Source organism: Paraburkholderia caballeronis, from assembly GCF_900104845.1.
Taxonomy (GTDB): Bacteria; Pseudomonadota; Gammaproteobacteria; order Burkholderiales; family Burkholderiaceae; genus Paraburkholderia; species Paraburkholderia caballeronis.
This window is the reverse complement of sequence record NZ_FNSR01000003.1, coordinates 192964-219851: the sequence shown is the minus strand read 5'-3', so window position 1 is coordinate 219851 and position 26888 is coordinate 192964. Positions and strand designations below refer to the sequence as shown.

Below are 26888 nucleotides of genomic sequence, written 5' to 3'. Positions count from 1 at the left end.
TCATGCGCCTGACTCATTTCTTCATCGACCATCCGCGCTTTGCCGCGGTGCTGAACATCTTCGTCGCGCTGTTCGGCCTCGCCGCGCTCGCGCTGCTGCCGGTCACCCAGTATCCGGAGATCGTGCCGCCGACCGTGCAGGTGACGACGTCCTATCCCGGCGCGTCGGCCGAAACGATCGCGCGCACCGTCGCGACGCCGCTCGAACAGCAGATCAACGGCGTCGAGAACATGCTGTACCTGAGCAGCCAGTCGACCGGCGACGGCCGTCTGACGATCACCGTCACGTTCCGCATCGGGACCGACCTGAACGTCGCGCAGATGCTCACGCAGAACCGCGTGCAGGACGCGTTGTCCCGCCTGCCCGACGACGTGCAGCGCCAGGGCGTGCAGGTGCGGAAAACGACGCCCGCGATCCTGCTCGCGGTGCATTCGTATTCGCCTGACCGCTCGCGGGATCTGCTCTATCAGTCGAACTACATCACGCTACGCGTGAAGGACGTGCTGGCGCGCCTGCCCGGCGTCGCGGACGTCCAGTTCCAGGGCGAGCGCCAGTACGCGATGCGGATCTGGCTCGACCCGGACAAGGCGGCGACCCGCGACGTGACCGGCGGCGAAGTGCTGGCGGCGCTGCGCGCGCAGAACGTGCAGGTTTCCGCCGGCGTGCTGAACCAGCCGCCGACGCCCGGCGACGCCGGTTATCAGATCAACGTCGAGACGCTCGGCCGGCTGCTGACGCCCGACCAGTTCGCGGACATCGTCGTGAAGTCGGACGGCGCGGGGCGCGTCACCCGCGTGCGCGACATCGGCCGCGTCGAGCTGGGCGCGGCGGACTACAGCTCGTCCGCGTACAAGGACCTGACGCCGTCCGCGCCGCTGCTGATCTACGCGGAGCCGGGGGCGAACGCGCTGACCGTCGAGCACGAAGTCATCGCGAAGATGAAGGAGCTGAAGGAAAGCTTCCCGCAGGGCATGGACTACGAGATCATCTACGACCCGACGCACTTCGTCGGCAAGTCGGTGGACGAAGTGATCACGACGATCTTCATCGCGATCGTGCTGGTGGTCGGCGTGGTGTTCGTGTTCCTGCAGACGTGGCGCGCGACGATCATCCCGGTCGTGGCGATTCCGGTGTCGCTCGTCGGCACGTTCATGATCCTGAAGGCGCTCGGCATCTCGATCAACAACCTGTCGCTGTTCGGGCTGGTGCTCGCGGTCGGGATCGTGGTCGACGACGCGATCGTCGTGGTCGAGAACGTCGAGCGCAACATGCGCGCCGGCATGTCGCCGCGCGAGGCGGCGCACCGGACCATGGACGAGGTCGGCGGCGCGCTGATCGCGATCGCGCTGACGCTGTGCGCCGTCTTCGTGCCGTCGGCGTTCATCTCCGGCATCTCGGGGCTGTTCTTCAAGCAGTTCGCGGTGACGATCGCGGCGTCCACGGTGATCTCGTGTTTCGTGTCGCTGACGCTCAGTCCATCGCTGTGCGCGGTGCTGTTCCGGCCGCACTACCAGCACGACGCGCCGCGCGCCGGCATCGCCGGCTGGCTCGACCGCGGTTTTTCGCGCTTCAATCGCGGCTTCGACCGGGTGTCGACCGGTTACGGGAACCTGACGCGGCGGCTCGTGCGCGCGGCGTCGGTGGTCCTCGTCGTGTACGTCGGGCTGATCGCCGCGACGGGCGTGCTGTTCTCGCGGGCGACGACCGGCTTCATCCCCGAGCAGGACCAGGGGCTGCTGATCACGCTCGTCCAGTTGCCGCCGGGCGCCACGCTCGCGCGCACGGAAAAGGTCGTGCTGGAGGCGGCCGCCATCATCGGCAAGACGCCGGGCATCGAGCACATCGCGCCGTTCGTCGGGCTCGACGCGACGACGACCACGAACGCGTCGAACGGCGGCACGATCTTCGTCGGCCTGCCTTCGCTGTACAACCACGAGATTCCGGGCGTGACCGCCGCGTCGGTGCTGGCGACGCTGCGCCAGCGGCTGTCGGTGATCCGCGATGCGCGCGTGCTCGTGATCCAGCCGCCGCCGGTGCAGGGGCTCGGCAGCACCGGCGGTTTCAAGATGATGCTGGAGGACCGCGAAGGGCTCGGCCCCGACGCGCTCGCGAAGGCGGCCAACGCGCTGGTCGCGGCGGCGAACCGCGACCCCGCGTTCGCCGGTGTGTTCACGCTGTACAACGCGGGTTCGCCGTCGGTCTACACGGACATCGACCGCCTGAAGGCGGAGAAGGTGGGGCTGACGCCGACCGACGTGTTCTCGACATTGCAGGTCTATCTGGGCTCGCAGTACGTGAACGACTTCAATTACCTCGGCCGGACCTATCAGGTGATCGTGCAGGCGGACGGGCCGTTCCGGCAGACGCCGGACGACATCGCGCGGCTCAAGGCGCGCAACGCCGCCGGCGAAATGGTGCCGGTCGGGACCGTCGCGCAGTTCCGCAGCGTCACGGCGCCGTATCGCGTGCCGCGCTACAACCTGTTCCCGGCGGCGGAGGTGCTCGGCGCGGCGGCCCCCGGCGTCGCGTCCGGCACGGCGCTCAAGCGGATGGAGGAACTCGCGCAGCAGGTGCTGCCGAAGGGCGTCGCGTTCGAATGGACCGACCTCGCGTACCAGCAACAGCAGCGCGGCACGCCGACGCTCGTCATCTTCGCGGCGGCCGCGCTGTTCGTGTTCCTCGTGCTGGTCGCGCAATACGAAAGCTGGCGTCTGCCGCTGTCGATCGTGCTGATCGTGCCGATGTGCCTGCTCGCGTCGGTCATCGGGCTCGACGCGCGCGGCATGCCGATCGACATCCTCGCGCAGATCGGCTTCGTCGTGCTGGTGGGGCTGGCGGCGAAAAACGCGATCCTGATCGTGGAGTTCGCGCGGCAGCGCCAGGACGACGACGGCGTGACGGCCGGCGACGCCGCCGTGCACGCGGCGCGCACCCGGCTGCGCCCGATCCTGATGACGTCGTTCGCGTTCATCCTCGGCGTCGTGCCGCTCGCGATCGCAACGGGCGCGGGCGCGGAGATGCGGCAATCGCTGGGGACGGCGGTGCTGTTCGGGATGATCGGCGTGACCTGCTTCGGTCTCGTCTTTACGCCGGCCTTTTATACGATCGTGCGCCGGCTCGGCCACAAGGAGCGTGCATGATGCCTTCGATTCGTTCGCGGGCAAGAGCCCGCACGGGTGCCGCCGCCGCATGGATGCTGGCCGTGGCGCTGTCCGGCTGCGCGGTCGGCCCGGATTACGTCGCGCCCAGTGCCGGGCTGGCGCCGTTTCACAACCTCGGCGCGGTGTCGGCGCGTCGGGCCGCGCTGCCGGCACCGCCGCTCGACCAGTGGTGGACCGGCTTTCACGACCCGATGCTGGTGACCCTCGTGCAGCGCGCGCTCGCGCAGAACCTCGACGTTGCCGCCGCCTTCGCGCGGGTCCAGCAGGCGCGCGCCGCCGCATCGGGCGCGGGCGCCGAACTGCTGCCGAGCGTCGATTTCGGTACGTCGGCGACGGCCGCGCATCAGAGCGTCGAGGGGCCGCTCGGCTCGCTGGCGAGAAACTTCCCGGGCTATACGCGCGGCCAGCGGGAGTACACGCTGGGGCCGTCCGCCAGTTGGGAAATCGATCTGTTCGGCGGATTGCGGCGCGGCGCGCAGGCGGCCACCGACGAGATGCAGGCGGCGCAGGCCGAGCGCGCCGGCACCCGCATCACGGTTGCGGCGGACGCGGCCGACGCGTATCTGCAGATTCGCGGTTATCAGGCGCGGCTCGCCGTGGCGCGGCAGCAGGTCGGCACGGATGCGCATCTGCTGGACCTCGTGCGCGCGCGTTACCAGGCGGGGCAGGCCGACGGGCGGGAGGTGGCGCAGGCCGAAGCGCTGCTGCGGGGCGCTCAGGCGTCGATCCCGCCGCTGCGCGCGGGTCTCGAATCGCAGCTCAACCGGCTCGACGTGCTGATGGGCGCGCAGCCCGGCACCTATGCCGCGGACCTGGCGCAGCCGGGCGAGATTCCGGCCGTGCCGGCGATCGGCGCGGACAACCAGCCGCTCGACGTGCTCCGGCGCCGGCCCGACGTGAGGGCGGCCGAACGCCGGCTGGCGGCTTCCAGCGAACGCATCGGCGAAGCGATCTCGGACTACTACCCGAAGATTTCGCTGTCCGGCGCGCTCGGTTTCGACAGCCTGAACGTCGGCCACTTCCTGACGTCGAACGCGTTCCAGGCGACCGGCGCCGGCGCGTTGAGGTGGCGTCTGTTCGATTTCGGCAAGATCGACGCGGAGGTCGCGCAGGCGCACGGCGCGAACGCCGAGGCGCTCGCGCAATACCGGCTGGCCGTGCTCAAGGCCGCCGAGGACGTCGAGGATGCGCTGAGCCTGCTGTCCGAAACGGAAGTCCACGTGGCCGAACTGCAAGGCCAGGTCGATGCGCTGGTCCGCGCGCGCGATCTGTCCCAGCGCGCGTACGAGGCCGGCGCGATCCCGTTGACGGACGTGCTCGACGCGAACCGCGAGTTGCTCGTCGCGCGGGATCAACTGGACGCCGGCCGCGCCGATGCGGCCCGCGCCGCGGTGAGCGCGTTCCGCGCGCTCGGCGGCGGCTGGGACGTGTCGCCGCCCGGCGCGAACGAAGTCGCGGCGGCGGGAGGCTGACGATGGAAACACGCGTCGACGTTGAACTGTACGGGGCGCAGACCGGCAACTGCATTCGCGCCGCGATCGCGCTCGAAGAGGCCGGCGTGCGATACGCGGTCCGGCACGTGGATCTTGCGCGCGGCGAGCAGCGGCAAGCGTCGTTCCGCGCGCTGAATCCGGCGGGCAAGGTTCCGGTCCTGGTCGATCGCAACGACGCCGACGCGCCGCTGGTGCTGTCGCAGTCGAATGCGATCGTGCTGTATGCGGCGGAACAGTCGCCCGGCAGTCTGTTGCCGGCCGACGATCCGGCGCAGCGGGCGGTCGCGTTCGAACGGTTTTTCTTCTTCGTGACGGACGTGATCGCTCCGGGGCATGCCGCGTTCTACCTGAAGCACAAGCGGATGCCCGAGGCGGCGGCGGCGCTGGAGTCGCGCGCCGCGCATCGTCTGGCCGAAGCGGAGCGTTTCCTGGAGCGGTCGCCGTTCGTCGCGGGCGACCGCTTTACGATTGCCGATATCGCCGCGTTCACGATCGTGAACGCGATGTCGGCGACGCTAGGCGAGCCGGTCTTGCCGAACCTCGCGCGCTGGCTTCGCGACGTCGCGGCGAGGCCGGCGGTCGCGCGCGGTTATCGCGCGTTTGCTACGGACCCGGCTTGAACGGACGAGGCAGGTCGGTGACGGGCCATCATCGTTGCCGGAACGGCGCCGCTGCGTCCACGTTCAACGCGGGGATCGTCGCGAACTCCCGCGCGATGAATTCGATGAACGCGATGGCCCGCTTCGGCAGCAGACGGTTCGCCACGTACAGGATCTGGATCGGCACCGGCGGCGCCGCATACCCGCTCAACAGCAGTTCGAGGCTGCCGTCCTTCAGGCCGCCCTCGAACAGCCAGCGCGGCCCGTGCGCGATGCCGATGCCCGCTCCGACCGCTTCCTGAGCCGCCTGCGGCGAGTTCACGCGCAGTCGTCCGGAAACCGGCACGTCCTGGTCGCGGAACCGCCATGTATGGCCCGACGACAGCAGCGTATAGACGATGCAGTCGTGCTTTCGCAGATCGTCGGGCACGAGCGGCGCGGCATGGCGGGCGAGATAGTCGCGGCTCGCGACGCAGACCCGCTCGAACAGGCCGATCCGTCGCGCGCGCAGCGCGCTGTCTTCGAGATGACCGATGCGGATCGCGAGTTCGGCGCCTTCGTCGATCAGGTTCACGTAACGGTCGCCGATCTGCAGATCGAGTTCGAGGCCCGGATAACGCGCGAGAAAGTCCGGCACCGTCGGCAGCACGAACGCGTGCGCCAAGGCGGTCGGACACGCGACGCGCAACAGGCCGGCCGGCGCGGCGTCGCCGCGGAACGACGACTCGGCGTCGTCCACGGCATCGAGAATCCGCCGCACTTCCGCGTAATAACGCTCGCCTTCCGGCGTCAGCGACAGCCGGCGCGTGGACCGTTGCAGCAGCCGCGCGTGCAGATGGTCTTCGAGCGCGGCCACATAGCGGCTCACGTTCGGCTGTCCCAGCCCGAGGTCGCGCCCCGCCGCCGAAAAACTCCCCGTCTCCACCGCGCGCGCAAAGCAGGTCATCAGCAGGAAGCGGTCCATACGTGTCTCCATTCATGCGACCAAGGCATGAAATATATACGGATGGGCCGTCTTATGCTGCCGCAGCCATAGATGGATGATTCTGGCCTGGCGGGCGAACGGTCACGCCGTTCGCCCTTCGTCACCCGTCAAGGAGAATGTCCATGTCCCGTCTACACGGAAAACGCACGCTGATCACCGGCGGCACCAGCGGTATCGGCCTCGAAACGGCCCGGCAGTTTCTCGCCGGGGGAGCGCGCGTCGTCGTCACCGGCAACCATCCGGACAGCATCGAGCGCGCGCGGGCCGAACTCGGCAGCGACGTGCTGGTGCTGCGCGCCGATTCCGCGGACGTCGGCGCGCAGCAGCGACTCGCGCAGGCCGTCGCCGATCACTACGGCCAGCTCGACGTCGCGTTCGTCAATGCGGGCGTGTCGGTCTGGGTGCCGGTCGAGGAGTGGACGGAAGCGATGTTCGACCGCTCGTTCGGCATCAACGTGAAGGGGCCGTATTTTCTGCTCCAGGCGCTGCTGCCGGTGTTCGCGAATCCGGCTTCGGTGGTGCTCAACACGTCCATCAATGCGCACGTCGGCGCGGCGCGCTCGTCGGTCTATGCGGCGACCAAGGCGGCGCTGCTGAGCCTGTCGAAGACGCTCTCCGGCGAACTGCTCGGCCGCGGCATCCGCGTCAACGCCGTCAGTCCCGGCCCGGTCGATACGCCGCTGTACGACAAGCTTGGCATTCCGGACGCATATCGCGAGCAGGTGAACCGCGACATCGTCGCGACCATTCCGTCCGGGCGCTTCGGCACGCCGGAAGAAGTCGCGAAGGCGGTGGTGTATCTCGCGTCCGACGAGTCGAAGTGGACGGTCGGGTCCGAGATCGTCGTCGATGGCGGCCGCATGCTGAACGGTTGACCGACCGACGCCGACCGACGCCGACCCGCGCCGACCCGCGCCGACCCGCGCCGGCATCGGTCACGCTCTGCGTTGACGGAGCGTGTCGATGAACGCGCGCAGCGCGGGCTGCATCTGCGCGCGCGACGGGAAGTAGAGATGCACGCCGGCGGTCGGCCGGATGTGGTCGCGCAGCACCGGTTCGAGGCGGCCCGCGGCGAGGTCCCCGGCCGCTTCGAGGTCGGCCACGTAGGCGAGGCCGAGGCCCCGGCGCGCGAGCGCGAGCAGCGAACTGCGATCGTTGACGACGATCCGGCCCGGCACGTCGACCGTGACGTCGCGGCCGCGCCGCGTGAATTCCCAGCGATGCCGCTGTCCCGACGTGACGAAGCGATAGACGAGACCTTCGTGAGCGGTCAGGTCTTCGGGCTTGCGCGGCCGGCCCATTCTCGCGAAATATTCCGGCGAGCCGACCACCGACCAGCGGAGCGCCGGCGTCAGCCGGACCGTCGCCATGTCCTTCTCGACGGTCTCCTCCAGCCGGATGCCCGCGTCGTAGCGCCCGCTCGCGAGATCGACGGCGCCTTCGCTGAGCGACAGTTCGAGCGTCACGTCCGGATATCTTTCGCGGAACTCGGGCAGCACCGGTTCGACGAGCAGCATCATCGTCATGCGCGACATCGTCAGGCGCAGCGTGCCGGTCGGGCGGGTCTGATAGTCGGACAGCCCCGCGAGCGCGTCGTTGATGTCGGAAACCGCGTGGCGCACGCGCTGGAACAGCGCGGCACCCGGTTCCGTCAGCACCACGCTGCGCGTCGTCCGCTGGAACAGCGTGACGCCGTAGCGGCGTTCGAGCTGCTGCACGGACTTGCTGACGGCGGTCGGCGACACGTTCAGCGCGCGCGCGGCGCGCGTGAAGCTCAGGTGCTCGGCCACCGCGAGAAACGGCAGCAGGCCGTCGAGTTGATCCTTATCCATCCGGCGATTATGAACCTGTGGTTGAAGGCCCATCCGATCTTATCGGGTTTATCCGGGTAATGCGCGGGCGTAACCTTGCGTCCGACGTGCGGCATGGGCCGCACGCGGCGAAACAGGAGAGCGGCATGGCAGTGCGTACATGGTTCATTACCGGCGTCAGCAGCGGCCTTGGCCGGCTGATGGCCGAACAGCTTTTCGAACGCGGCGAGCGCGTCGCCGGCACCGCGCGCAACCCGGATTCGCTCGCCGGTCTGCGCGCGGCTCACGGCGACCGGTTCTGGCTCGCGCCGCTCGACGTGACCGATACGCCGGCTGTGCGCCGCGTCGTCGATCAGGCGTTCGCGCACTTCGGGCGCATCGACGTCGTCGTGAACAACGCGGGGTACGGGCTGGTCGGCGCGGCGGAGGAGTTGACGGACGAGCAGATCGTCCGCCAGTTGAACACCAACGTGATCGGCTCCATCCAGGTGGTGCGCGCGGCGCTGCCGCATCTGCGCGCGCAGCGCGGCGGCCGGATCATGCAGTTGTCGAGCATGGGCGGGCAGTGGGCCATGCCGGGGCTGTCGCTCTATCACGCGTCGAAATGGGCGGTCGAAGGGTTCTTCGAGTCGACGATGCTGGACGTCGCGCCGTTCGGCATCCAGGTGACGATCGTCGAGCCGGGCAGCGCGCGCACGGACTTCGCCGCTCGCAGCGCGGAGCTTTCGCCGGCGCTGGACGCCTACGCGGACACGCCCGCCGGCGCGGTGCGCCGGTTGATCGAGCCGGGCTTCAGGAGCCAGCCGGGCGATCCGGCGAAGATGGCGCGCGCGATGATCGATTCCGCCGACCGCAATCCGGCGCCGAAGCGCCTCGCGTTGGGCAGCGACGCTTACGCGAACATCAGGCAGGCGTTGACCGAACGGCTGGCCGAACTGGACGCGCAAAAGGACATTGCGACGGCGACGGATTTCGAGGATTGAACGGTGTCGTTTGCGCGATATGGCGGGCGCGCGTCCGGTTCGGAGAGACTGAAAACGAAGCGTCGTTTATGGCGGTCGCCAAGGAACGGTTGTCGCGGCACGGTCGCATCGGCCGTCTGCGATGCGCAGCGCCGTCCGCTCAGTCGGTGATCGTGATCTGCGCGGCGCTGTCTTCGCCGAAGTGAAACTCGTCGACCCGGCCCGCGCGAACGTCGAGCAGCAGCCGGTCGATCGTGTGGAGTTGTCCAAACGCGTCGTCGTCGGGACTGTCCGATGCCACGCCCTGACCCGAAGCGGCCTTGTGCGCTTCGAGCAGGAGATGAATGGCTTCCTCCCGGGTCATAAAGATGCGGTCCATCGTGCGCTCCCTCGCGATGCTTTCTGATGCAGACGCGACGATAGCATGGGACGCCGGCGCGGGCGCGCGAACCCGCCGTCCGTCATGACCGTAGCCGTGACCGCCGTTTGATTCAGTTCAGCGCGAACGCCATCAGGTAGTCCCCCTGGTCCCTGGAGTGCGCGGCCCCGCCGACCGAAACGACGACGTACTGCCGCTGCGAAACCGGCGACACGTAGGTCATCGGCGTCGCGCTCGCGCCGACCGGCAGCGGGTACTTCCACAGTTCGTCGCCGGTCGCCTCGTCGTACGCGCGCAGATAGTAGTCCTGGCTGCCCGCGAAGAACACGAGGCCGCCGGCCGTCGCGCTGGTGCCGGCGTAGGTCGGCGCGCCGGTCGTGAGCGGCAGATGCAGCTTGATGCGAAACGGGCCGAGCTGCTCGGCGGTGCCGGCCGGCACCTGCCACGCGACCTGCCGCGTGTTCATGTCGATTGCGGTGATCGTGCCGAACGGCGGCTGCGCACACGGAATGCCGGCCGGCGACATCCACAACTCGGCCGCCAGTCCGTACGGAGTGCCGGATTGCGGCGACGGGCCGTGGCCCGCGCCGTCGCCGGCGATCTTCGCCGACAGCCTCGGATAGTCCTTCCTCGGAATCAGCCAGAACACGCTCGGCACGCGGACGTCGTTCATGAACACGCGCCGGTTCGCGACGTCCACCGACACGCTTCCCCAGTTGAAGCCGCCCAGGTTGCCGGGCTGCTGGATGGCGGGCGTCAGGCCGACCGGCGTGAAGTCTCCCGCGTACCTGGCCCGGCGAAACAGGATGCGGCAGGCCAGCTGGTCGAACATCGTCACGCCCCACATGCGCTTTTCGGTCAGGGGCTGCGCGCCGATCGTCGGCATGCCGACCGAATAGGGCTGCGTGCGCGCCAGCCGCTCCTCGGGGACGCCGCCCGTCTGCGGCACGGGTTTCTCCTGCACGTCGGCGAGCGGCGTTCCCGTCGCGCGGTCGAGCAGGAAGATCTGCCCTCGCTTGGTGGTCTGCAGCACGGCCGGCACGATCCGGCCGTGTCCGTCCGGCACGTCGATCAACGCGGGCTGCGACGGCAGATCGTAGTCCCACAGGTCGTGGTGAACGGTCTGGAATTTCCACTGCTCGCGTCCGGTGTCGATGTCGAGCGCAACGAGGCTCGAATTGTATGCGTCGGCATACGCGGGCCGCGTCGCGCCGAAGTAGTCCGGCGTCATGTTGCCGAGCGGCGCATAAACGAGTCCGAGCCGGTCGTCGTAGGCCGCCGTCGTCCACATGTTCGGCGTGCCGCGCGTGTAGGTCTGCCCGGCGGGCGGCAGTCGCGTGATCGCTGGATTGCCGAGGTCCCACGCCCATTCCAGTTGACCGGTCAGCACGTTGAACGCGCGGATCACGCCGGACGGTTCGCCGACTTCCTCGTCGTCCAGCACCCAGCCGCCGACCACGATCTTGTCGCGCGCGACCAGCGGGGCCGAAGTCTGGAAATAGAAGCCCGGCTTGATCGGCCCCATGCCCTGCGATAGCTGCACGATGCCGTGGTCGCCGAAGTCCGGGCACAACTGGCCGGTTCTCGCGTCGATGGCGATCAGCCGCGCGTCGATGGTGGTCTCGATCACGCGTTCGGCGCACAGACCTTCGGTCCGCGCGGCGGACGCGGCCTTGTAGTAGCCGAGGCCGCGGCACCGCTGCCAGAACGGCGACTTCGCGTTCGGATCGAAGACCCAGCGCGCGTGGCCGCTGTCCACGTCGAGCGCCGCGACGACGTTGCTCGAATTGCACGAGTAGAGCGTGTTGCCGATCTGCAGCGGCGTGTTCTGATCGACGCCGAGATTGTGGTTGTGCGTGCGATAGACCCACGCGAGCCCGAGGCGGCCGACGTTGCCGCGGTTGATCTGGTCGAACGGCGCGTAGCGCAGGCCCGCCGTCGTGCGTCCATAGGCGGTCCAGTCGGACGGGTGATTGTCGCCGGCCGCCGGCCGGTAGGCGGCCTGCTGGCGCGCGTCCGGACGGATCACGTCGTGCGGCGCGAACGCGAGGCCGAAGCCGGCGACGCACAGCAGCAGCGCGCCGCCGCCGAGCGCGAGCGCGAGGCGTCGGGCCGGCGTGCCGCGCGGCGCGGGCGAGCACAACCACGCGAGCGCGGCCAATGCCATCGGCGTGAGCAGCCGCGAAAACAGGCCCCAGAAGTCGATGCCCGATTCCCAGAGCGCCCACGGCACGGTGACGAGCGCGACGAGACCGACCAGATGCGCGCCGGCCGGCGAGCGCCGCCAGATGAGCACCGTCGCGCCCGCGTAGGCCACGCCCGCGAGCGCGTAATACGGCGAGCCGCCAAGGGCGACGAGCCACGCGCCTGCGCCGGTCAGGCCGAGCGACACCAGCGCGAGCAGACAGGCAAACACTCGGGCCGCGGTATCCACCAGAACCTCCTGAAAGGAAATGGTTGGGAATCAGTTTAGTGGAAGCGGGACGCGTGTTTAGCGGCGACCGTGCGGTTCTGTGTTCCGCCGCACGCGGTCCGTGAGCGAGTTGCCGAGGCGACAGGCAAATCGTCATAACCGGTCGTGCGATGTGGCGCGAACGAAGGACAGCATGCCGACGATGAAGAAGCCGGGTTCGTCGAGCAGGCAGAACCGCGCGCCGGACCACATCGGGGCAAACCGTCGTTGGGTCGACGCGCGCCGATCCGCTATGCTTTCGACTGCTTGGCGCCGAACCGGCGCGAGCAGCCGAAGCGGGCCGAACGCGGCCCGCAAGCGGAACGAAGCAGGGAAGCCGGTGTGAATCCGGCACGGTCGCGCCACTGTGACTGGCATCGACGGATCGAGGCGATCCACGTCGAGCCGGAAGTCAGACCTCGCTGCGTTCTTTCTCCCAGACATTCCAGGGCGCGCAACCCAAGGAGCCGTCAATGAACGCCATCTCTTTATCGAGCGACCGGCAACGCCTGTCGCAGCCGCTTCGCGTCGCCGCACGCCGTTCCCCGGCGCGGCGCCGATAGAACGGGTTCGCCCTTCACGGCAAGACCGCTGGACGTCGCCGCCCGCCGCCCGCGCCCTCACGGCGACGGGCCGCTGCCGGTGTTCGCTCGTCCAGCGGTTTCCTCACGGACAGGAACGAGTCCATCCGCAAACGTTCCGCGCATTCGCGGGCGGGTGCGGGCGCGACGCAGTCGCGCATGGACGAAAGGGGCATGGGATGGCTTCGACGGACGACGATGAACTGAATCAACTGCTCGGCAAGCTGGCGGCGGGCAGCGACGATTGCTGGGACGTCTACGAGGAAGTGGGCCGCATCGTCGTCGCGCAGTTGAACGCGCGCGACTGGCGCGCGCTCCGCTCGATCGCCGACGCATGGATGACGAGCGCCGCCGCGCAAGGCCGGCTTGCCGACACGCCGCCCGAAGCGCCGGATCACGCGGCGGCCGAGACGCGGGCGAACCATGCAGACGCGCTGCTGGGCGCGGCGATCGTCCGCGCCGTGTTCGGCGACGAGCCGCCTATGCACTGACTACGCCCCGACGCGCGCCGCCTGCCAGTTCGATTGCCGCGCGAACTCGACGAACGAGGCCAGATAATCGAGGCCGCCGTCCGCGTCGCGGGTGCCGAGAAAGATCTGCTTCGCGATGCCGTCGCGGCCGAGCTTCACGCTGACGAGCGGCATGCGGTCCGCGTATTCGTCCGCGAGCCAGCGCGGCAGCGCGGCCACGCCGCGACGGCTCGCGACCATCTGCAACATGATGTCGGTGGTTTCGATCGTCTTGTGGCGGCGCGGCGCGACGCCGGCCGGCCGCAGGAACTGGTTGTATATGTCGAGCCGGTCCGTTTCGACCGGATAGGTGATGAGCGTTTCGTCCACCAACTGCTCGGGTTTCACGTAACGCGCCTTCGCGAGCGGATGCCCTTCCGCGACGACCAGCACCTGCTCGTAATCGAACACGGGCTCGAAGCTCAGGCCCGGACGATTGAGCGGGTCGGGCGTCACGAGCACGTCGACGTCGTAACCGAACAGCGCGCCGATGCCGCCGAACTGGAAGCGCTGCTTCACGTCCACGTCGACGTCGGGCCAGCGCGCGAGATACGGCGACACCACCTTCAGCAGCCACTGATAACACGGGTGGCATTCCATGCCGATGCGCAGCGTGCCGCGCTCGCCTTCCGCATATTGCTTCATGCGCTCCTCGGCGTGCTCGAACTGCGGCAGCAGCCGTTCCGCGAGCGAGAGCAGGTACTGGCCCGCCTGCGTGAGCCGCAGGCTGCGGCCCTCGCGGTCCCAGATCGGCGTACCGAGCTGCTGCTCGATCTTGCGGACCGTGTGGCTCAACGCCGACTGCGTGAGAAAAAGCGCGCCGGCCGCCGCGGTGAGCGACCCCTGGCGGGCCACCTCGCGGACGATGACGAGATGAATGCGTTCGAGCATGACGCCGGACCCTTTGGATAATCGATGAACAAAATTAATGGATGGATGAAATAAAGCCATTTTATTTCATCGAGCGATCATCCTATCATCGCTGCCACTCCCGCCTCGTTCGGGCGTTTTTCTCTTTGACGGCAGCGCACATGGTCACTACACACAATCTCGGCTTCCCGCGCATCGGCGCGAAACGCGAACTCAAGTTCGGCCTCGAACGCTACTGGAAGGGCGAGTCGTCGCGCGACGAACTGAAGGCGCTCGGCGCGCAACTGCGCCAGCGCCACTGGGACGACCAGAAGGATCTCGACTGGGTGCCGGTCGGCGACTTCGCGTTCTACGATCAGGTGCTCGACATGAGCTTCACGCTCGGCAACCTGCCCGAACGCGTGCAGGATTTTCATGGCGACACGCTCGACAACTATTTCCGCGTCGCGCGCGGCCGTTCGGCCCAGGCGGCGGAAGAACATGGCGCGTGCTGCGGCGGCGTCGCGGCCGGCGAGATGACGAAGTGGTTCGACACGAACTATCACTACATCGTGCCGGAATTCACCGCCGACACGCAGTTCAACCTCGACACGTCGCGCCTCGTTGAACAGTTGCGCGAGGCCCGCGAGCAGGGCGTCAACGCGAAGCCGGTCATCGTCGGGCCGATCAGCTATCTGTGGCTCGGCAAGGCGAAGGACGACTCGGACAAGCTCGCGCTGCTGCCGCGCCTGATGCCGGTGTATTGCGCGCTGCTCGACTATCTGAAGGTGATGGACGTCGAGTGGGTGCAGATCGACGAACCCGTGCTCGTGACCGAACTCGATCCGGCGTGGCGCGCGGCGTTCGCGACCGCGTACGAGTCGTTCGAGACGCGCGGCGTGAAGCTGCTGCTCGCCACCTACTTCGGCCAGTTGCAGGAGAACCTCGACCTCGCGTGCGCGCTGCCGGTCGACGGCCTGCACCTCGACGCAATCAACGCACGCGACGAGATCGAACAGGCCGCGCGGCAACTGCCCGCGCAGAGCGTGCTGTCGGTCGGCGCGATCAACGGTCGCAACATCTGGAAGACCGACCTGAACGCCGCGCTCGACTGGCTTGAACCGCTCGCGCAACGGCTCGGCGACCGGCTGTGGCTCGCGCCGTCGTGCTCGCTGCTGCACGTGCCGGTCGATCTCGCGAGCGAAGAGACGCTCGACGCCGAGATTCGTTCGTGGCTCGCGTTCGCGCTGCAAAAGCTCGACGAACTGAAGGTGCTCGCGGCGGCGCTGAACGCGGGTCGCCGCGCGGTCGCCGACGAACTGGCCGCGAACGCCGCGGCGGTCTACCAGCGCCGCCACTCGCCGCGCGTGAACAAGCCAGCGGTGAAGGCCGCGCTCGCGCGCATCGACGCGAACCTCGGCAACCGGGCCAGCCGTTATCCGGAGCGCGCGCCGAAACAGGCGGCGATCCTCGGTCTGCCCGCGTATCCGACAACGACGATCGGCTCGTTCCCGCAGACGGCCGAAATCCGCCACGCGCGCAGCCAGTACAAGGCCGGCGCGCTGGACGAAGCGGGCTACCGGGCGGCGATGCGCGCCGAGATCGAGCGCAGCGTGCGCGAGCAGGAGGCGCTCGGGCTCGACGTGCTGGTGCACGGCGAAGCGGAGCGCAACGACATGGTCGAATATTTCGGCGAGCAACTGGACGGTTACGCGTTCAGCCAGTTCGGCTGGGTGCAGTCGTACGGCTCGCGCTGCGTGAAGCCGCCGATCCTGTTCGGCGACATCAGCCGCCCGAACGCGATGACCGTCGAGTGGATTTCGTACGCGCAGTCGCTGACCCGCAAGCCGATGAAGGGGATGCTGACCGGGCCGGTGACGATCCTGAACTGGTCGTTCGTGCGCGACGACCAGCCGCGTTCGGTGTCGTGTCATCAACTGGCGCTCGCGATCCGCGACGAAGTGCTCGATCTGGAGAAGGCCGGCGTGCGCGTGATCCAGATCGACGAGGCGGCGCTGCGCGAAGGGCTGCCGCTGCGCCGCGCGCAGTGGGGCGAATATCTGCAATGGGCCGTCGAGTCGTTCCGTCTCACCGCGAACGGCGTGCGAGACGAAACGCAGATCCACACGCACATGTGTTATTCGGAGTTCAACGACATCATCGCGTCGATCGCCGACATGGACGCGGACGTCATCACGATCGAGACGTCGCGCTCCGACATGGAACTGCTCGACGCGTTCGACCACTTCAGCTATCCGAACGAGATCGGGCCGGGCGTGTACGACATCCACTCGCCGAACATCCCGACCGAGGCGCATATCGTGCAACTGATGCGGAAGGCGGCGGAGCGGATTCCCGCGCAGCGGCTGTGGGTGAATCCGGACTGCGGGCTGAAGACGCGGCAGTGGGCGGAAGTCATTCCCGCGCTGACGAACATGGTCGCGGCGGCAAAGGTTTTGCGCGGCGAGGTTGTCCGCTAAAGGCGCGTGAGCGTGCCGCCGTGTCTGGCGCGGCGGCACGCATCCGCGAAGCAGGTCCTGCGTCCCGCGCGTTCCGCTCGGGACGTTTTCGTTTCAGCGACCTGGCGGGCGATGTCGTCGGGCGGCCGGGGAGGTTGCCGGTTGGGCGTTTCCTGGAACCCGTTCGGCCCGGCTTCACCCGAACGCCGACGCACTTCAGCCCGCTTCGCTGCCCCGGCGACCCGAGCCGGGCCGTTCCAGGCTGAACGCTCCCGCCACCCTGCGAAAACCGCCCATCCCCCGCCACAGACGCCCGACCAGGCCCATCGACGCGACCCCATCCCCATTCAATCCGCCGACGACTTCCATACGGATTGCGTATAAATGTCTTTCAAACGAAATTGATTCTCATTATAATTCGGCGCGCCGTTGGAAGAATATTTCTTAACAACTACGGAAGGACGCTCCAGGCGCACTCACGCTCGACGATCGCGGGGAATGGGCGGGACCTGGCGCGGCATCCTCCGCGACAAGAACCAGGATAACCAGGACCATGGCCTTCGCCGCTCGCCGGAGCCTCAGCTCAGTCAGTACCCTTAACTGTTTTGCGGCTGTCGCCGCGCTCGCGTTTCTCGCCGCGCCGGACTGCGCGTCGGCGCAGGACGAGCCGGCGAAGCCGTCCGCATCGAGCGCGCCGGACGACAAAACGACCACGCTCGACTCGATCGCCGTGTCCGGCGACTGGCTCGGCAGCGGCCTCGAAAACAGCGTGAAGCGGTTCCCGGGCGCGCGCACGGTGGTCGACAAGGAAGAGATCAAGGCGAGCGGCGCGACCAGCATCGGCGAGGTGCTGCGCCGCGTGCCCGGCGTGCAGTCCACCGACAACTCCGGCACCGCCGGCAGCCAGATTTCGCTGAACATCGGCGTGCGCGGGCTGACCGGGCGCTACACGCCGCGCTCGACGGTGCTGCTCGACGGCATCCCGCTCGCGGTCGCGCCGTACGGGCAGCCGCAGTTGTCGTTCGCGCCGATCAGCCTCGGCAACATCGAATCGATCGACGTGGTGCGCAGCGGCGGCACCGTCCGCTACGGCCCGCAGAACGTGGGCGGCGTGATCAACTTCCGCACCCGCGAGATTCCCGACCGCAGCGGACTGACCGCCGACGCGTCGGTGCGCGAAAACATCTACACGGCGGGCGGCGGCAGCAACACGCAGTACAACACGTTCCTCGGCACGCAGCTCGACAACGGGCTCGGCGTCGCGCTGCTGTATTCGGGCATGACCGGCCGCGACTGGCGCGACGGCAGCGACGAGCGCGTCAACGATCTTGCGCTCAAGTGGCGCTTCGAACTGTCGCCGACCTCCGAGCTGTACGGCAAGTTCTCGTACTACGACGTCAAGTCGCGCACGCCCGGCGGCCTGACCGTCGCGCAATACAACGCCGATCCGTTCCAGAACACGCGTCCGACCGACTACTGGCAGGGCGAGCGCAAAGCCGTCGACATCGGCTACCTGAACACGATTTCCGCGAACCAGGAATTCGAGGTCCGCGCGTGGTACAACGAGAGCAACCGGACCAGCGCGCTCATCAACGCGGCGGGCACGCAGTTGCAGTATCAGCCGCGCAACTACAACACGACGGGCGTCGAGCCGCGCTACACGCAGCGCTTCACGCTCGGTCCGGTGCAGCAGGACGTCACGGTCGGCTATCGCTACATCCGCGAGCGCGGCGACGACAACAGCTACAGCCAGACGCTCGCCACCGGCGTGATCGGGCCGACCAGCACGTTCGACAACGGCACCGACGCGCACGCCGTCTATCTCGACGACCGCATCGCGCTCGGCCGCTGGCGCCTCACGCCGGGCATCCGCTTCGAGCACATCGAATCGACGCGCCGCGACGCCACGCTCAAACAGACGTTCGACACGCTGAACAACAAGGCGCTGCCCGCGGTGAGCCTGGAGTATCTGTGGAACGCGTCGCTGACGCTGTTCACCGACTACAGCACGTCGTTCGGCCCGGTGCAGAACCTGCAACTGAACTCGCAGTCGGCGTCGAACCCGTTGCAGCCGGAAGTCGCGAAGACCGTCGAAGTCGGCGCGCGCTGGGCGAGCCGGCAGATCCACGCCGAAGTCACCGCGTTCAACATGCGTTTCGACAACCAGATCGTGCAGGTGGCGGGCGTCGTGCCGGCGACGTTCCAGAACATCGGCGCGACGCATCATCAGGGCGTCGAAACCGCGCTCGACTACGCGTTCGCCGACGACAGCGTGCTGCGCGGCCTCGACGCGTACGCGAACTTCACGTACACGAAGGCGATCCAGCAGTCGGGTGCGACGGCCGGCCTCGACGTGCCGTTTTACTCGCGCCTCACCGACACGATGGGTCTGCGCTACGAAACGCATGGCTGGACCTTCAACCTGTCGACGACGCACCAGAGTTCGCAGTATTCGGACGTGCAGAACACGGTCGCCGAGCCGGCGAACGCGTCCACCGGCAAGGTGCCGGGCTTCCGCATCTGGGACGTCCAGGCGAACTGGAAGATCCCGGGCTGGAAGGGCAGCGACCTGACGCTCGGCATCAACAACTTCACCGACAAGCGTTATTTCACGCGCAACGTCGACGGCAACGCGGGCCGGATGGTCGGCGCGCCGCGCATGGTCTACGTGCAGGGCCACTTCGTCTACTGATGACGACGCAAGCTCACCCGCCTGCCGCCCGCGCGAGCGCGCCGCGACTTCGACGCTACTGGCTCGTCGCGCACCGCTGGTTCGCGCTGTCGTTCGGCGGGGTGCTCGCGCTGATGGGCGTCACGGGCGCGCTGCTGATGATCGCGGCGCCGCTCGACCACCATCTGCATGCCGGACTGTTCAGCGTCGCCGCGCCCGACGATCGCGCGACCGTTTCGCTCGAAAGCGTCCGGCAGCGTCTGGCCGGCGAGTTCGGGCCGCGCGCCGCGCTGTCCTTCCATCCGCCGCGCTTCCCGCAGCAGAGCCTCGAAGCGACGGTGCGCGGCAAATGGAGCGGGGCCGTCTACGTCGATCCCTATACGGGCCGCGAACTCGGACGACGCGCACAGACCGACGGCTTTTTTAACCTGCTGTTCAGGCTGCATAGCTCGCTGCTGCTCGACCAGGCGGGCAAGCCGCTGCTCGCATGCGTCGCGCTGGTTTATCTGCTGATGCTCGTGTCGGGCCTCGTGCTCTGGTGGCCGCGCGCGGGCAGCGCGGCATGGCGCATCGAATTGCGGCGCGGCCGCACCCGCGCGCTGTACGACCTGCATCGTGTCGGCGGTGCGTCGCTGGGGCTCGTGATCGCGCTGTCCGTCGCGACCGGCGCGTATATGGCGTGGCGGCCGCTCGCCGGCTGGGTGACGGCCGCGATGACGGCCGCGAGCGGCGCGCATCCGGCGCGTGCGCCGTCGCTGCCCGCGCGGCCCTCGCCATCGCAGCCGATGCTTGCCGTCGATGCGCTCGTCGCGCGGGCTCGCGCGGCGTTTCCGGACGGGCAGGTCAACATCGTGCAGATGCCCGCGAAAGCCGACGCGCCATTGCGCGTGCGGATGCGCCTGCCCGACGATCCGCATCCGAACGGGCTGACGTCCGTATGGATCGATCCGTATTCCGGCGCGGTGCTGGCCGCGCAGCGATGGGACCGGCTGGACCCCGGCGCGCGCGCCGTGTCGGTGATCTATCCGCTGCACACGGGAGAACTGGGCGGGCCGCTGCTGATGGTCGTGCTGGCTGTCGGCGGCCTGGCGTCAGGCGGTCTGTCGGTGACCGGTCTATGGCAATGGTGGCGACGGCGCAAGCTGCGGCGGGCGCGCGTGGTGCAGGCGGGTTGACGGCCCCGCGCCCGATCCATCGACATGATCGTCCGTGCACGATGGCGCGAAGGATCGGCGCGCCGGATCAACGGCTCCCCGAAGTCTCCTTCAGCAACTGGATGAACGCGCGCAGTCCCGCCGGGATATGCCGGTTGCCCGGAAAGTAGAGGAACAGCCCGGGGATCACCGGACACCATTCGTCCAGCACCGCGACCAGCCGCCTGCGCGCCAGCGCGGCGCGCGCATACGGCTCCGGCACGTAGGCGATGCCGAGTCCGTCGAGCGCCGCTTCGACCATCAGCGTATTGCTGTCGAGCGTGAGCGGGCCGGGCGGATCGATCGCGAGCTCCTGGCCGTGACGCGCGAACTCCCAGCGGTATCGCTTCCCGCTCGGCAGACGCTGCCGGATGCAGCGATGCGCATGCAGATCGTCCGGCGCGGCGGGCCGGCCATGCTCGCGCAGATAACGCGGCGACGCGACCGCCAGGAAGCGGAAGTCGTCGCTGACGCGCACCGCGATCATGTCCTTGTGCACGGCTTCACCCAGCCTCACGCCCGCATCGAAGCCTTCCGCGACGACGTCGACGAGCCGCCCGTCCGCGACCAGGTCCAGTTCCATCTGCGGATACAGCGCGAGAAAACGCGGCACGACGGTTTGCAGCAGTTGCCGGATCGCGCCCTCGCCGCCGTTGATCCGCAGCGTGCCGCGCGGCGCGTGGTCGTCGCGCACTACGTCGTCGAGCACGTGATCGAGATCGCTCAATACCGGACGCAGCCGCGCGAGCAGCCGTTCGCCCGCTTCCGTCAGCGACACGCTGCGCGTCGTCCGGTGCAGCAGGCGCACGCCCAGGTCGCTTTCGAGCCCGCGCATCGCATGACTGAGCGCCGAGCGCGACACGCCCAGTTCGCCCGCCGCCCGTGCGAAGCTGCGCCGCGCGGCGACCATCATGAAGGATTGCAGATCGGCCAGGGTGGGTTTGCTCATTGTTGAATTTCCGTCAACGCGTCGTGCGCACTGGTGGTGGTTCCCGAACTAATCATAGCGTTCTAGCATGGACCTCGAATTCACGAACGGAGCACAAGCATGGCGAAGAACTGGCTGATTACGGGCGCATCGAGCGGACTCGGGCGCGGGCTCGCGGAGCGGCTGCTCGCGCGCGGCGACGGCGTCGTGGCGACGCTGCGCAAGCCCGGCGCGCTGGACGACCTGCGCGCGCGGCATGGCGACCTCTTGCAGGTGGTCGAATGCGACGTGACCGACGTCGATGCGATCAGAGCCGCTGTCGCGCACGCATTCGCGGCGAAAACGCGTATCGACGTCGTCGTCAGCAACGCGGGGTATGGGCTGTTCGGCGCGGCCGAGGAGTTGAGCGACGCGCAGATCGACAGGCAGATCGCGACGAACCTGACCGGTTCTATCCAGTTGATCCGCGCGGTCGTTCCGCGGCTGCGCGGGCAGGGCGGCGGGCGCATCGTGCAGGTGTCGTCCGAGGGCGGGCGGATAGGGTATCCGGGCTTCAGCGCGTATCACGCGACGAAGTGGGGCATCGAGGGTTTCGTCGAGGCCGTCGCGAAGGAAGTCGGGCCGTTCGGCATCGACTTCGTGATCGTGGAGCCGGGTCCGACGCGCACGAATTTCGGCGCGGGGCTGGACCGCGCGACGCCGATGAGCGTGTACGACGCGACGCCCGCCGGCGAGATCCGGCGTTTGCTCGATGCGGGTTACTTCGAATTCGCGGATGCCGGCAAGACGGTCGATGCGATGATCGAGACGATCGACAGCCCGTCGCCGCCGTTTCGGCTCGCGCTCGGAAAGTCCACGTATGAGTCGGTTCGCGCGGCGCTGGTGACGCAACTGGAGATACTGGACGCGCAGAAGGCGATCGCGTTGTCGGTGATGGAGGGGGCGTAGCGCATAAGCCAGGCACAAGCGCGGACGGGCGGCCCGACCGGTCGCCACGGAGACCCCCGCGTCCCGATCGGCAAACAGCGAACCTACGCCGTCTCGCCGCGCTCCGCCTGCTCACGCAGATACCGCGCTGGCGGCTGCCCGACATAACGCGCGAACGCGACGCTGAACGTGCTCGCGGAGCTATAACCGACGCGTTCCGCGATCTCCGCCACGCGAGCCTCGTTGCGTCGCAGCAGGTCTTTCGCGAGGGCCGTCCGCCAGCCCGGCAGATACTGCATCGCCGCGACGCCGACCGCGCGGCTGAAGCGTTCGAAGAGCGCCGGGCGCGACAGCGCGGCTTCATGCACGGCTTCGACCACGACGCGTATGCGGACCTTGTGAAGAAGATATTCGCGGAATTCATGGACGCGGCGTCTCCCCTCACCACCGCGCCGGATGTCGCCGAAGCGGTGTGGTACGCGGTGACGGACCCGTCGGCGCGAACGCGCAGGCGTGGGCCGCTGCGGTGCGTCGAGCGGTAGCCGCGGTCGTCAACTTGTCGACCCGCCCCGCTCAACGCGCGGGCGAGATTCCGCGTCCAGCCTGTGCGTTGCCCACCCACCGACGCGCCCTGCCCATCAAAACATCTCCCGCACGCGGTGATACATCATCCCGATCTCCAGCGCCGGCCGCCGCCACGCCAGGCCGCCGGGAAAGCGCCGATGGCGCAGCCGCGCGAACAGGTCGAACGACTCGCGCTCGCCGGCGATCGCCTGCGCGACGACGCGCCCCGCGATGCCGGTCAGCGCGACGCCGTGTCCCGAGAAACCCTGCACGTAGAAGTAGTTCGGATCGATCGCGCCGAAGTCCGGCGCGCGGTTGCGCGTCACGTCGACGAAGCCGCCCCACGCATGGTCGATCTTCGCGTCGGCCAGTTGCGGGAACACGTCGACCATCCGCCTGCGCATCGCGTCCGCGAGCTGCGCGGGCGCCGCGCCGGTCGAATCCGCGCGGCCGCCGAACAGCATCCGGTCGTCCGCCGACACGCGGAAATAGTCGAGAAAGAAGTTGTTGTCGCAGACGGCCGCGCGTTGCGCGATCAGCGCATCCGCGCGCGCCGCGCCGAGCGGCTCGGTCGCGATGATGTACGACGCGATCGGCGCGATGCGCGCGGCGACGGGCGCGGGCAGCACGCCGCCCGGCGCGGCGTTGCAGCACGACACGACGAACCGGCAGCGCACCTCGCCCTTCGCGGTGCGCACGACCGGCCGCGCGCCGCGCTTCACGTCGAGCGCGCGCGAATGCGGATACAGCGCCGCGCCTTCGCGCCGCGCCGCATGGGCGAGGCCGAGACAATACTTCAGCGGATGCAGATGGCCGGAGCACGGGTCGTACACGCCGGCGAGATAACGCGGCGACGCGATGCGCGCGCGCACCGCGTCGGTGTCGAGCCATTCGAGCCGGTCGTAACCCCAGCGCGACTGCGCGGCGTCCATCCACGCGCGCAGGTCCGGCACGCGCTTCGGTTTCGTCGCGACGGTCAGATAGCCGGGCGTGAAATCGCAGTCGATCCCGTAACGTTCGATGCGCTCGCGCACCAGCGCGACGCCCTCGATCGACAGCGCCCACGCGGCGCGCACGCCTGCCGCGCCAAGCTGCTTTTCGAGCACTTCGTCCTTCGCGAAGCCGACCAGCGTCTGCCCGCCGTTGCGGCCGGACGCGCCCCAGCCGGGCCGGTGCGCGTCGAGCACCGCGACCGACAGTCCGCGCGCGCGGCATTCGAGGGCGGTCGACAGCCCCGCGAAACCCGCGCCGATCACGCACACGTCCACGTCGATCGAGCCGGTGAGCGGCGGCCCCTCCTCGGCGGGGCGGGTCACGGTGGCTTCATAGTACGAGTGCTGCGCGAGCGCACTGGCTTGCGCGTCGAGGTCGAATCGGGCAGGCATCAGAGCAGGTCCTTCAGACGATACCAGGCCATCGCGAGCACGAGGGCCGGGGTCCGCAGTGTAGCGCCGCCGGGGAAGTCGCGGTGGTGGATCTTGCCGAACAGGTCGAAGCGCGCGGCCTGGCCGTCGATCGCCTCCGCGATCAGCAGGCCCGCGAGGCCGGTCGTGTTGACGCCGTGGCCGGAGAAGCCCTGCGCGAAATAGACGGTCGGCGACACGCGGCCGAAATGCGGCGCGCGGTTCATCGTGATGTCGACGAACCCGCCCCACGCGTAGTCGATCCGCACGTCCGCGAGTTGCGGGAAGGTCTTCAGCATGTCGCGGCGCATCGCCTGCGCGAGGTCGCGCGGTTCGAGCGTCGAATAGCTGACCTTGCCGCCCCACAGCAGCCGTGAATCCGGCGCGGGACGGAAGTAGTCGAGCACGAAGCGGCTGTCGCAGACGGCCGCCTGCGCGGGCATCAGGTCGGCCATCCGTTGTGCGCCGAGCGGTTCGGTCGCGACCACGTAGGTGCCGACCGGCATGATCTTGCGCGACACGTCCGGCGCGAGCGCGCCGAGCCACGTGTTGCACGCGAGCACGACGAAGCGCGCGCGGACGCTGCCGCGTTCGGTCTCGACGACGTTCATGCCGCGCTCGCTGCGCACGCGCGTCACGCAACTGTCCTCGAAGATCCGCACGCCGGCTTCCGTCGCTGCGCGCGCGAGGCCGAGCGTGTAGTTCAGCGGATGCAGGTGGCCGCTGTCCGGATCGAACAGGCCGCCCGGATAACGCGCGGACTGCGCGTAGCGGCCGACGCCGTCCGCGTCGACGTACTGGAAGCGGTCGTAGCCGAAGCGCGTGGCCGCCTCGTCGCGCCAGCGGCGCAGCGCGTCGACGTCGCGCGGCTTGTTCGCGGCGGTGAAGTAACCTTCGGTCAGCCCGCAGTCGATGCGATGCTTCGCGACCCGCGACTTCACGATGTCGAGCGTTTCGATCCCCATGTCCCACACCTGCTTCACTTCGGCTGCGGACATGAACTGCGAAAACGTGTCGATGTCGCACGCGAAGCCGCCGATCAACTGGCCGCCGTTGCGTCCGCTCGCGGCCCATCCGACCTTCGACGCATCGACGAGCGCGACCGAATAACCGCGCTCCGCGAGGTTCAGCGCGGCGGACACGCCGGTCAGGCCCGCGCCGATCACGCAGACGTCGGCCGCGAGCGTGCCTTCGAGCACCGGGTGGCGCGTCGTGTCGTTGACGGTCGCCGCGTACCACGACGGCGCATGAGGCTGGTTGGCGAACTTGAGCATAGGGACAGTCGAGGAAAAAAAGCGCGGACGGCGGCGCAGCCGCGCGCCGTCGTCCGCGGGTGGCGTGGCGATCAGAACGAGTAGATGAACTGCGTGCCGAGCAGGTCGTTGTGCTTGCCGTACGAGCCGTTGCTGTGCAGGAACACGTTCTGCGTCGCCCAGTCGTGACGATACTCGACCTTCACGATGGTCTGCTGCGTCGGGTAGAACAGCAGGTCGAGCGCGACGTCCTGGCGCGTCGCGCCCTTGCACTCGAAGCCGAAGCCGCCGGCCGACTGCGACCGCGCAAGGCAGTCCGCGCCGATGCCGAAGCCGTTCGCCGTGTCCATGCCGTTGCCGTTGAGCGCGATGCCGCCGCCGCCGCCGCCGTTCTTGCCGTCCGCGAGCACGTCGTAGCGCAGCGTCGCGCCCATCCGGCCGACGAGCGGCGCGGTGAACTTGCGGTGCGCGAGCAGCGACAGGCCGTACCACTGCGCGTTGCCGCCGTTGAACGCCGCGTGCTGCTGCTGGCCGTAATCGACTTCCGCGTTGTACTGGACGTCCGCGAGCGTGTACGTCGCATCGAGTTCGCCGAACAGGAAGTAGCCGCCCGAACTGCTCGCCTGGCCGCCGACGCCGAACGCGGTCGTGCCGCTATCCGGATCGAAGCCGCCCGGCAGCGTCTGGCGGCCCACGTTGAACGAGCCGCCGATGTCGAGCGCGCTCGACATCGTGTAGTCGGCCCGCGCGGTGAACGACGGGATCTTGTTGCTGACCGTGATCGGGTCGCCGAGCGCGTTGACGCCGGTCTGCACGACCGCGCCGTAGGTGCGGTACTGCTCGTTGCCGAGCATGAACTTCCACGCCCAGTTGCTGCCGTCCGGCGTGTAGTTCATCGCGACGCCGACGTAGCTGCCCGGATCCGAGAAGTCGTACAGCAGGTTGTGCGTCAGGGTGAGCATCTGGTTCGACTGCTGCACCTCGTAGCCGCCGTAGCTCGCCATCAAACCGGCCTGCACGGTGGTCGTGCCCGACACCGGCACGCTGACGAGCGCGGTGTTCAGGATGTTGTTGCCGATGTTGCCGTGCGAGTCCTGCAGCAGCGTGATGCCGTTGCCGCGGTTCGGCATCAGCGACACCTCGACATACGGCGCAGTCGGGCCGACGCCGAAGGTCTTCTTGATGTCGAGGTACAGGTCGCCGAACGTGCTGTTGAAGTAGTTGTAGACGCTCTCGTGGTTCGCGAACAGGAACGACGACGTGCCCGGCGCGCGGTTGTACAGGTACACCGGATCGATATACCCGGTGATCGACAGCCCCGCAAGCGGACCCGTGTTCGCGGCGTCGGTCAGCGAATCCACCTTCAACTGCTGGTTCGCGAGCTGCTGCTTCAACTCGGTCACTTCGTCGTTCGTCAGCGTCGCCGGCGCCTTGCCGTAGTCCGGCGACGAGATGTCGACCGGCGCCGGCGCGGGCGCCGCGGCTATGGCCGGCGCGACCGGCACGATCGGCGCGGCCTTCGCGACAGGTTTCGTCGCCAGCTCGGATCTGAGCGACTTGACCTCTTTTTGCAGCGCGTTCAACTGCGCCTGCAGGGCCTTGATCTGGTCGCTGGTGGAATCCGCCAGGGCGAGCCCCGGCACCGCCCCCGCCACCAGCAGACAGATTAACTTCTTCTTCATCTTGAGTTCTCCTTGTGGGTCGTTACT

General features: G+C 68.4%; 19 protein-coding genes, 1 pseudogene and 1 riboswitch. Of the genes and pseudogenes, 10 read left to right on the top strand and 10 right to left on the bottom strand.

The annotated features are described in order from the left end of the window. Positions 1-2: 2 nt before the first annotated feature. From BLV92_RS27790 to BLV92_RS27780, 3 genes are read left to right on the top strand one after another with little or no spacing between them, the layout of a single operon-like run. On the top strand, positions 3-3140 hold the full coding sequence (locus BLV92_RS27790; RefSeq protein WP_090551853.1) for an efflux RND transporter permease subunit: 3138 nt from the start codon (positions 3-5) through the stop codon (positions 3138-3140). Then, positions 3137-4633, top strand: coding sequence for an efflux transporter outer membrane subunit (locus tag BLV92_RS27785; RefSeq protein ID WP_309147449.1), 1497 nt, complete (start codon positions 3137-3139; stop codon positions 4631-4633). The genes BLV92_RS27790 and BLV92_RS27785 overlap by 4 nt, the downstream gene beginning before the upstream one ends. Positions 4634-4635: 2 nt before the next feature. Continuing rightward, a complete protein-coding gene (locus BLV92_RS27780) occupies positions 4636-5274 on the top strand; it encodes a glutathione S-transferase family protein (protein ID WP_090551850.1) in 639 nt (212 codons plus the stop codon). 28 nt (positions 5275-5302) lie between these two features. On the opposite strand, the gene BLV92_RS27775 is transcribed toward BLV92_RS27780, so the two are convergent. Then, a complete protein-coding gene (locus tag BLV92_RS27775) occupies positions 5303-6217 on the bottom strand; it encodes a LysR family transcriptional regulator (RefSeq protein ID WP_090551849.1) in 915 nt (304 codons plus the stop codon). A gap of 143 nt (positions 6218-6360) precedes the next feature. Between BLV92_RS27775 and BLV92_RS27770 the strand changes: the two genes are divergently transcribed. Beyond that, the gene (locus BLV92_RS27770) at positions 6361-7113 is read left to right on the top strand and encodes an SDR family oxidoreductase (protein WP_090551846.1); all 753 of its coding nucleotides are present in this window, start codon (positions 6361-6363) and stop codon (positions 7111-7113) included. A 60-nt stretch (positions 7114-7173) separates the two neighbouring features. Here the strand turns inward: BLV92_RS27770 and BLV92_RS27765 are convergent, their stop codons facing one another. Further along, entirely contained in the window at positions 7174-8070 is an 897-nt protein-coding gene (locus tag BLV92_RS27765) for a LysR family transcriptional regulator (RefSeq protein ID WP_090551843.1), read from the bottom strand. A gap of 125 nt (positions 8071-8195) precedes the next feature. Between BLV92_RS27765 and BLV92_RS27760 the strand changes: the two genes are divergently transcribed. After that, positions 8196-9032, top strand: a complete 837-nt coding sequence (locus BLV92_RS27760) for an SDR family oxidoreductase (protein WP_090551840.1) — start codon at positions 8196-8198, stop codon at positions 9030-9032. 139 nt (positions 9033-9171) lie between these two features. Here the strand turns inward: BLV92_RS27760 and BLV92_RS27755 are convergent, their stop codons facing one another. Continuing rightward, complete coding sequence (locus BLV92_RS27755) at positions 9172-9390, bottom strand: hypothetical protein (RefSeq protein WP_090551839.1); 219 nt, start codon at positions 9388-9390, stop codon at positions 9172-9174. 112 nt (positions 9391-9502) lie between these two features. Next, positions 9503-11824 carry a membrane-bound PQQ-dependent dehydrogenase, glucose/quinate/shikimate family gene (locus BLV92_RS27750; RefSeq protein WP_090551836.1) on the bottom strand — a complete coding sequence of 774 codons (2322 nt, stop codon included), beginning with the start codon at positions 11822-11824 and terminating at the stop codon, positions 9503-9505. Between the two features lie 309 nt (positions 11825-12133). After that, positions 12134-12283, top strand: a riboswitch (cobalamin riboswitch). Between the two features lie 319 nt (positions 12284-12602). Between BLV92_RS27750 and BLV92_RS27745 the strand changes: the two genes are divergently transcribed. Further along, positions 12603-12914 (top strand): hypothetical protein, encoded by a 312-nt coding sequence (locus tag BLV92_RS27745; protein WP_090551834.1) that lies wholly within the window; start codon positions 12603-12605, stop codon positions 12912-12914. Here BLV92_RS27745 and BLV92_RS27740 read toward each other — a convergent pair whose 3' ends face one another. Continuing rightward, positions 12915-13823: a LysR family transcriptional regulator gene (locus tag BLV92_RS27740; RefSeq protein ID WP_090551832.1), complete on the bottom strand. Its 909-nt coding sequence runs from the start codon at positions 13821-13823 to the stop codon at positions 12915-12917. It abuts the gene before it with no gap. Positions 13824-13963: 140 nt separating this feature from the next. Between BLV92_RS27740 and metE the strand changes: the two genes are divergently transcribed. The 3 genes from metE to BLV92_RS27725 all read left to right on the top strand — a co-directional run bounded on the left by metE (position 13964) and on the right by BLV92_RS27725 (position 20086). Beyond that, positions 13964-16261, top strand: coding sequence for a 5-methyltetrahydropteroyltriglutamate--homocysteine S-methyltransferase (gene metE / locus BLV92_RS27735; RefSeq protein ID WP_090551830.1), 2298 nt, complete (start codon positions 13964-13966; stop codon positions 16259-16261). 532 nt (positions 16262-16793) lie between these two features. Further along, a complete protein-coding gene (locus BLV92_RS27730; RefSeq protein WP_090551828.1) occupies positions 16794-18932 on the top strand; it encodes a TonB-dependent receptor family protein in 2139 nt (712 codons plus the stop codon). Then, the gene (locus BLV92_RS27725) at positions 18932-20086 is read left to right on the top strand and encodes a PepSY-associated TM helix domain-containing protein (protein WP_090551825.1); all 1155 of its coding nucleotides are present in this window, start codon (positions 18932-18934) and stop codon (positions 20084-20086) included. Before BLV92_RS27730 ends, BLV92_RS27725 begins: the two co-directional genes overlap by 1 nt. Before the next feature lie 67 nt (positions 20087-20153). On the opposite strand, the gene BLV92_RS27720 is transcribed toward BLV92_RS27725, so the two are convergent. Then, positions 20154-21053: a LysR family transcriptional regulator gene (locus BLV92_RS27720; protein ID WP_090551823.1), complete on the bottom strand. Its 900-nt coding sequence runs from the start codon at positions 21051-21053 to the stop codon at positions 20154-20156. A gap of 99 nt (positions 21054-21152) precedes the next feature. Between BLV92_RS27720 and BLV92_RS27715 the strand changes: the two genes are divergently transcribed. Further along, entirely contained in the window at positions 21153-21980 is an 828-nt protein-coding gene (locus BLV92_RS27715; RefSeq protein ID WP_090551821.1) for an SDR family oxidoreductase, read from the top strand. 83 nt (positions 21981-22063) lie between these two features. Here BLV92_RS27715 and BLV92_RS27710 read toward each other — a convergent pair. From BLV92_RS27710 to BLV92_RS27695, 4 genes and pseudogenes are all read right to left on the bottom strand, one after another. Further along, a pseudogene (locus BLV92_RS27710) lies at positions 22064-22339 on the bottom strand (helix-turn-helix transcriptional regulator); the annotation flags it as partial. A 258-nt stretch (positions 22340-22597) separates the two neighbouring features. Then, complete coding sequence (locus BLV92_RS27705; RefSeq protein ID WP_090551817.1) at positions 22598-23908, bottom strand: NAD(P)/FAD-dependent oxidoreductase; 1311 nt, start codon at positions 23906-23908, stop codon at positions 22598-22600. After that, positions 23908-25200 carry an NAD(P)/FAD-dependent oxidoreductase gene (locus tag BLV92_RS27700; protein ID WP_090551815.1) on the bottom strand — a complete coding sequence of 431 codons (1293 nt, stop codon included), beginning with the start codon at positions 25198-25200 and terminating at the stop codon, positions 23908-23910. Before BLV92_RS27700 ends, BLV92_RS27705 begins: the two co-directional genes overlap by 1 nt. Before the next feature lie 71 nt (positions 25201-25271). After that, positions 25272-26861, bottom strand: a complete 1590-nt coding sequence (locus BLV92_RS27695; RefSeq protein ID WP_090551813.1) for a DUF3138 family protein — start codon at positions 26859-26861, stop codon at positions 25272-25274. Positions 26862-26888 lie beyond the last annotated feature (27 nt).

Coding starts and splice junctions, on each gene's coding strand:
- BLV92_RS27790 (WP_090551853.1), top strand. CDS start 3: ATGCGCCTGACTCATTTCTTCATCGACCATCCGCGCTTTGCCGCGGTG.
- BLV92_RS27785 (WP_309147449.1), top strand. CDS start 3,137: ATGATGCCTTCGATTCGTTCGCGGGCAAGAGCCCGCACGGGTGCCGCC.
- BLV92_RS27780 (WP_090551850.1), top strand. CDS start 4,636: ATGGAAACACGCGTCGACGTTGAACTGTACGGGGCGCAGACCGGCAAC.
- BLV92_RS27775 (WP_090551849.1), bottom strand. CDS start 6,217: ATGGACCGCTTCCTGCTGATGACCTGCTTTGCGCGCGCGGTGGAGACG.
- BLV92_RS27770 (WP_090551846.1), top strand. CDS start 6,361: ATGTCCCGTCTACACGGAAAACGCACGCTGATCACCGGCGGCACCAGC.
- BLV92_RS27765 (WP_090551843.1), bottom strand. CDS start 8,070: ATGGATAAGGATCAACTCGACGGCCTGCTGCCGTTTCTCGCGGTGGCC.
- BLV92_RS27760 (WP_090551840.1), top strand. CDS start 8,196: ATGGCAGTGCGTACATGGTTCATTACCGGCGTCAGCAGCGGCCTTGGC.
- BLV92_RS27755 (WP_090551839.1), bottom strand. CDS start 9,390: ATGGACCGCATCTTTATGACCCGGGAGGAAGCCATTCATCTCCTGCTC.
- BLV92_RS27745 (WP_090551834.1), top strand. CDS start 12,603: ATGGCTTCGACGGACGACGATGAACTGAATCAACTGCTCGGCAAGCTG.
- BLV92_RS27740 (WP_090551832.1), bottom strand. CDS start 13,823: ATGCTCGAACGCATTCATCTCGTCATCGTCCGCGAGGTGGCCCGCCAG.
- metE (WP_090551830.1), top strand. CDS start 13,964: ATGGTCACTACACACAATCTCGGCTTCCCGCGCATCGGCGCGAAACGC.
- BLV92_RS27730 (WP_090551828.1), top strand. CDS start 16,794: ATGGCCTTCGCCGCTCGCCGGAGCCTCAGCTCAGTCAGTACCCTTAAC.
- BLV92_RS27725 (WP_090551825.1), top strand. CDS start 18,932: ATGACGACGCAAGCTCACCCGCCTGCCGCCCGCGCGAGCGCGCCGCGA.
- BLV92_RS27720 (WP_090551823.1), bottom strand. CDS start 21,053: ATGAGCAAACCCACCCTGGCCGATCTGCAATCCTTCATGATGGTCGCC.
- BLV92_RS27715 (WP_090551821.1), top strand. CDS start 21,153: ATGGCGAAGAACTGGCTGATTACGGGCGCATCGAGCGGACTCGGGCGC.
- BLV92_RS27705 (WP_090551817.1), bottom strand. CDS start 23,908: ATGCCTGCCCGATTCGACCTCGACGCGCAAGCCAGTGCGCTCGCGCAG.
- BLV92_RS27700 (WP_090551815.1), bottom strand. CDS start 25,200: ATGCTCAAGTTCGCCAACCAGCCTCATGCGCCGTCGTGGTACGCGGCG.
- BLV92_RS27695 (WP_090551813.1), bottom strand. CDS start 26,861: ATGAAGAAGAAGTTAATCTGTCTGCTGGTGGCGGGGGCGGTGCCGGGG.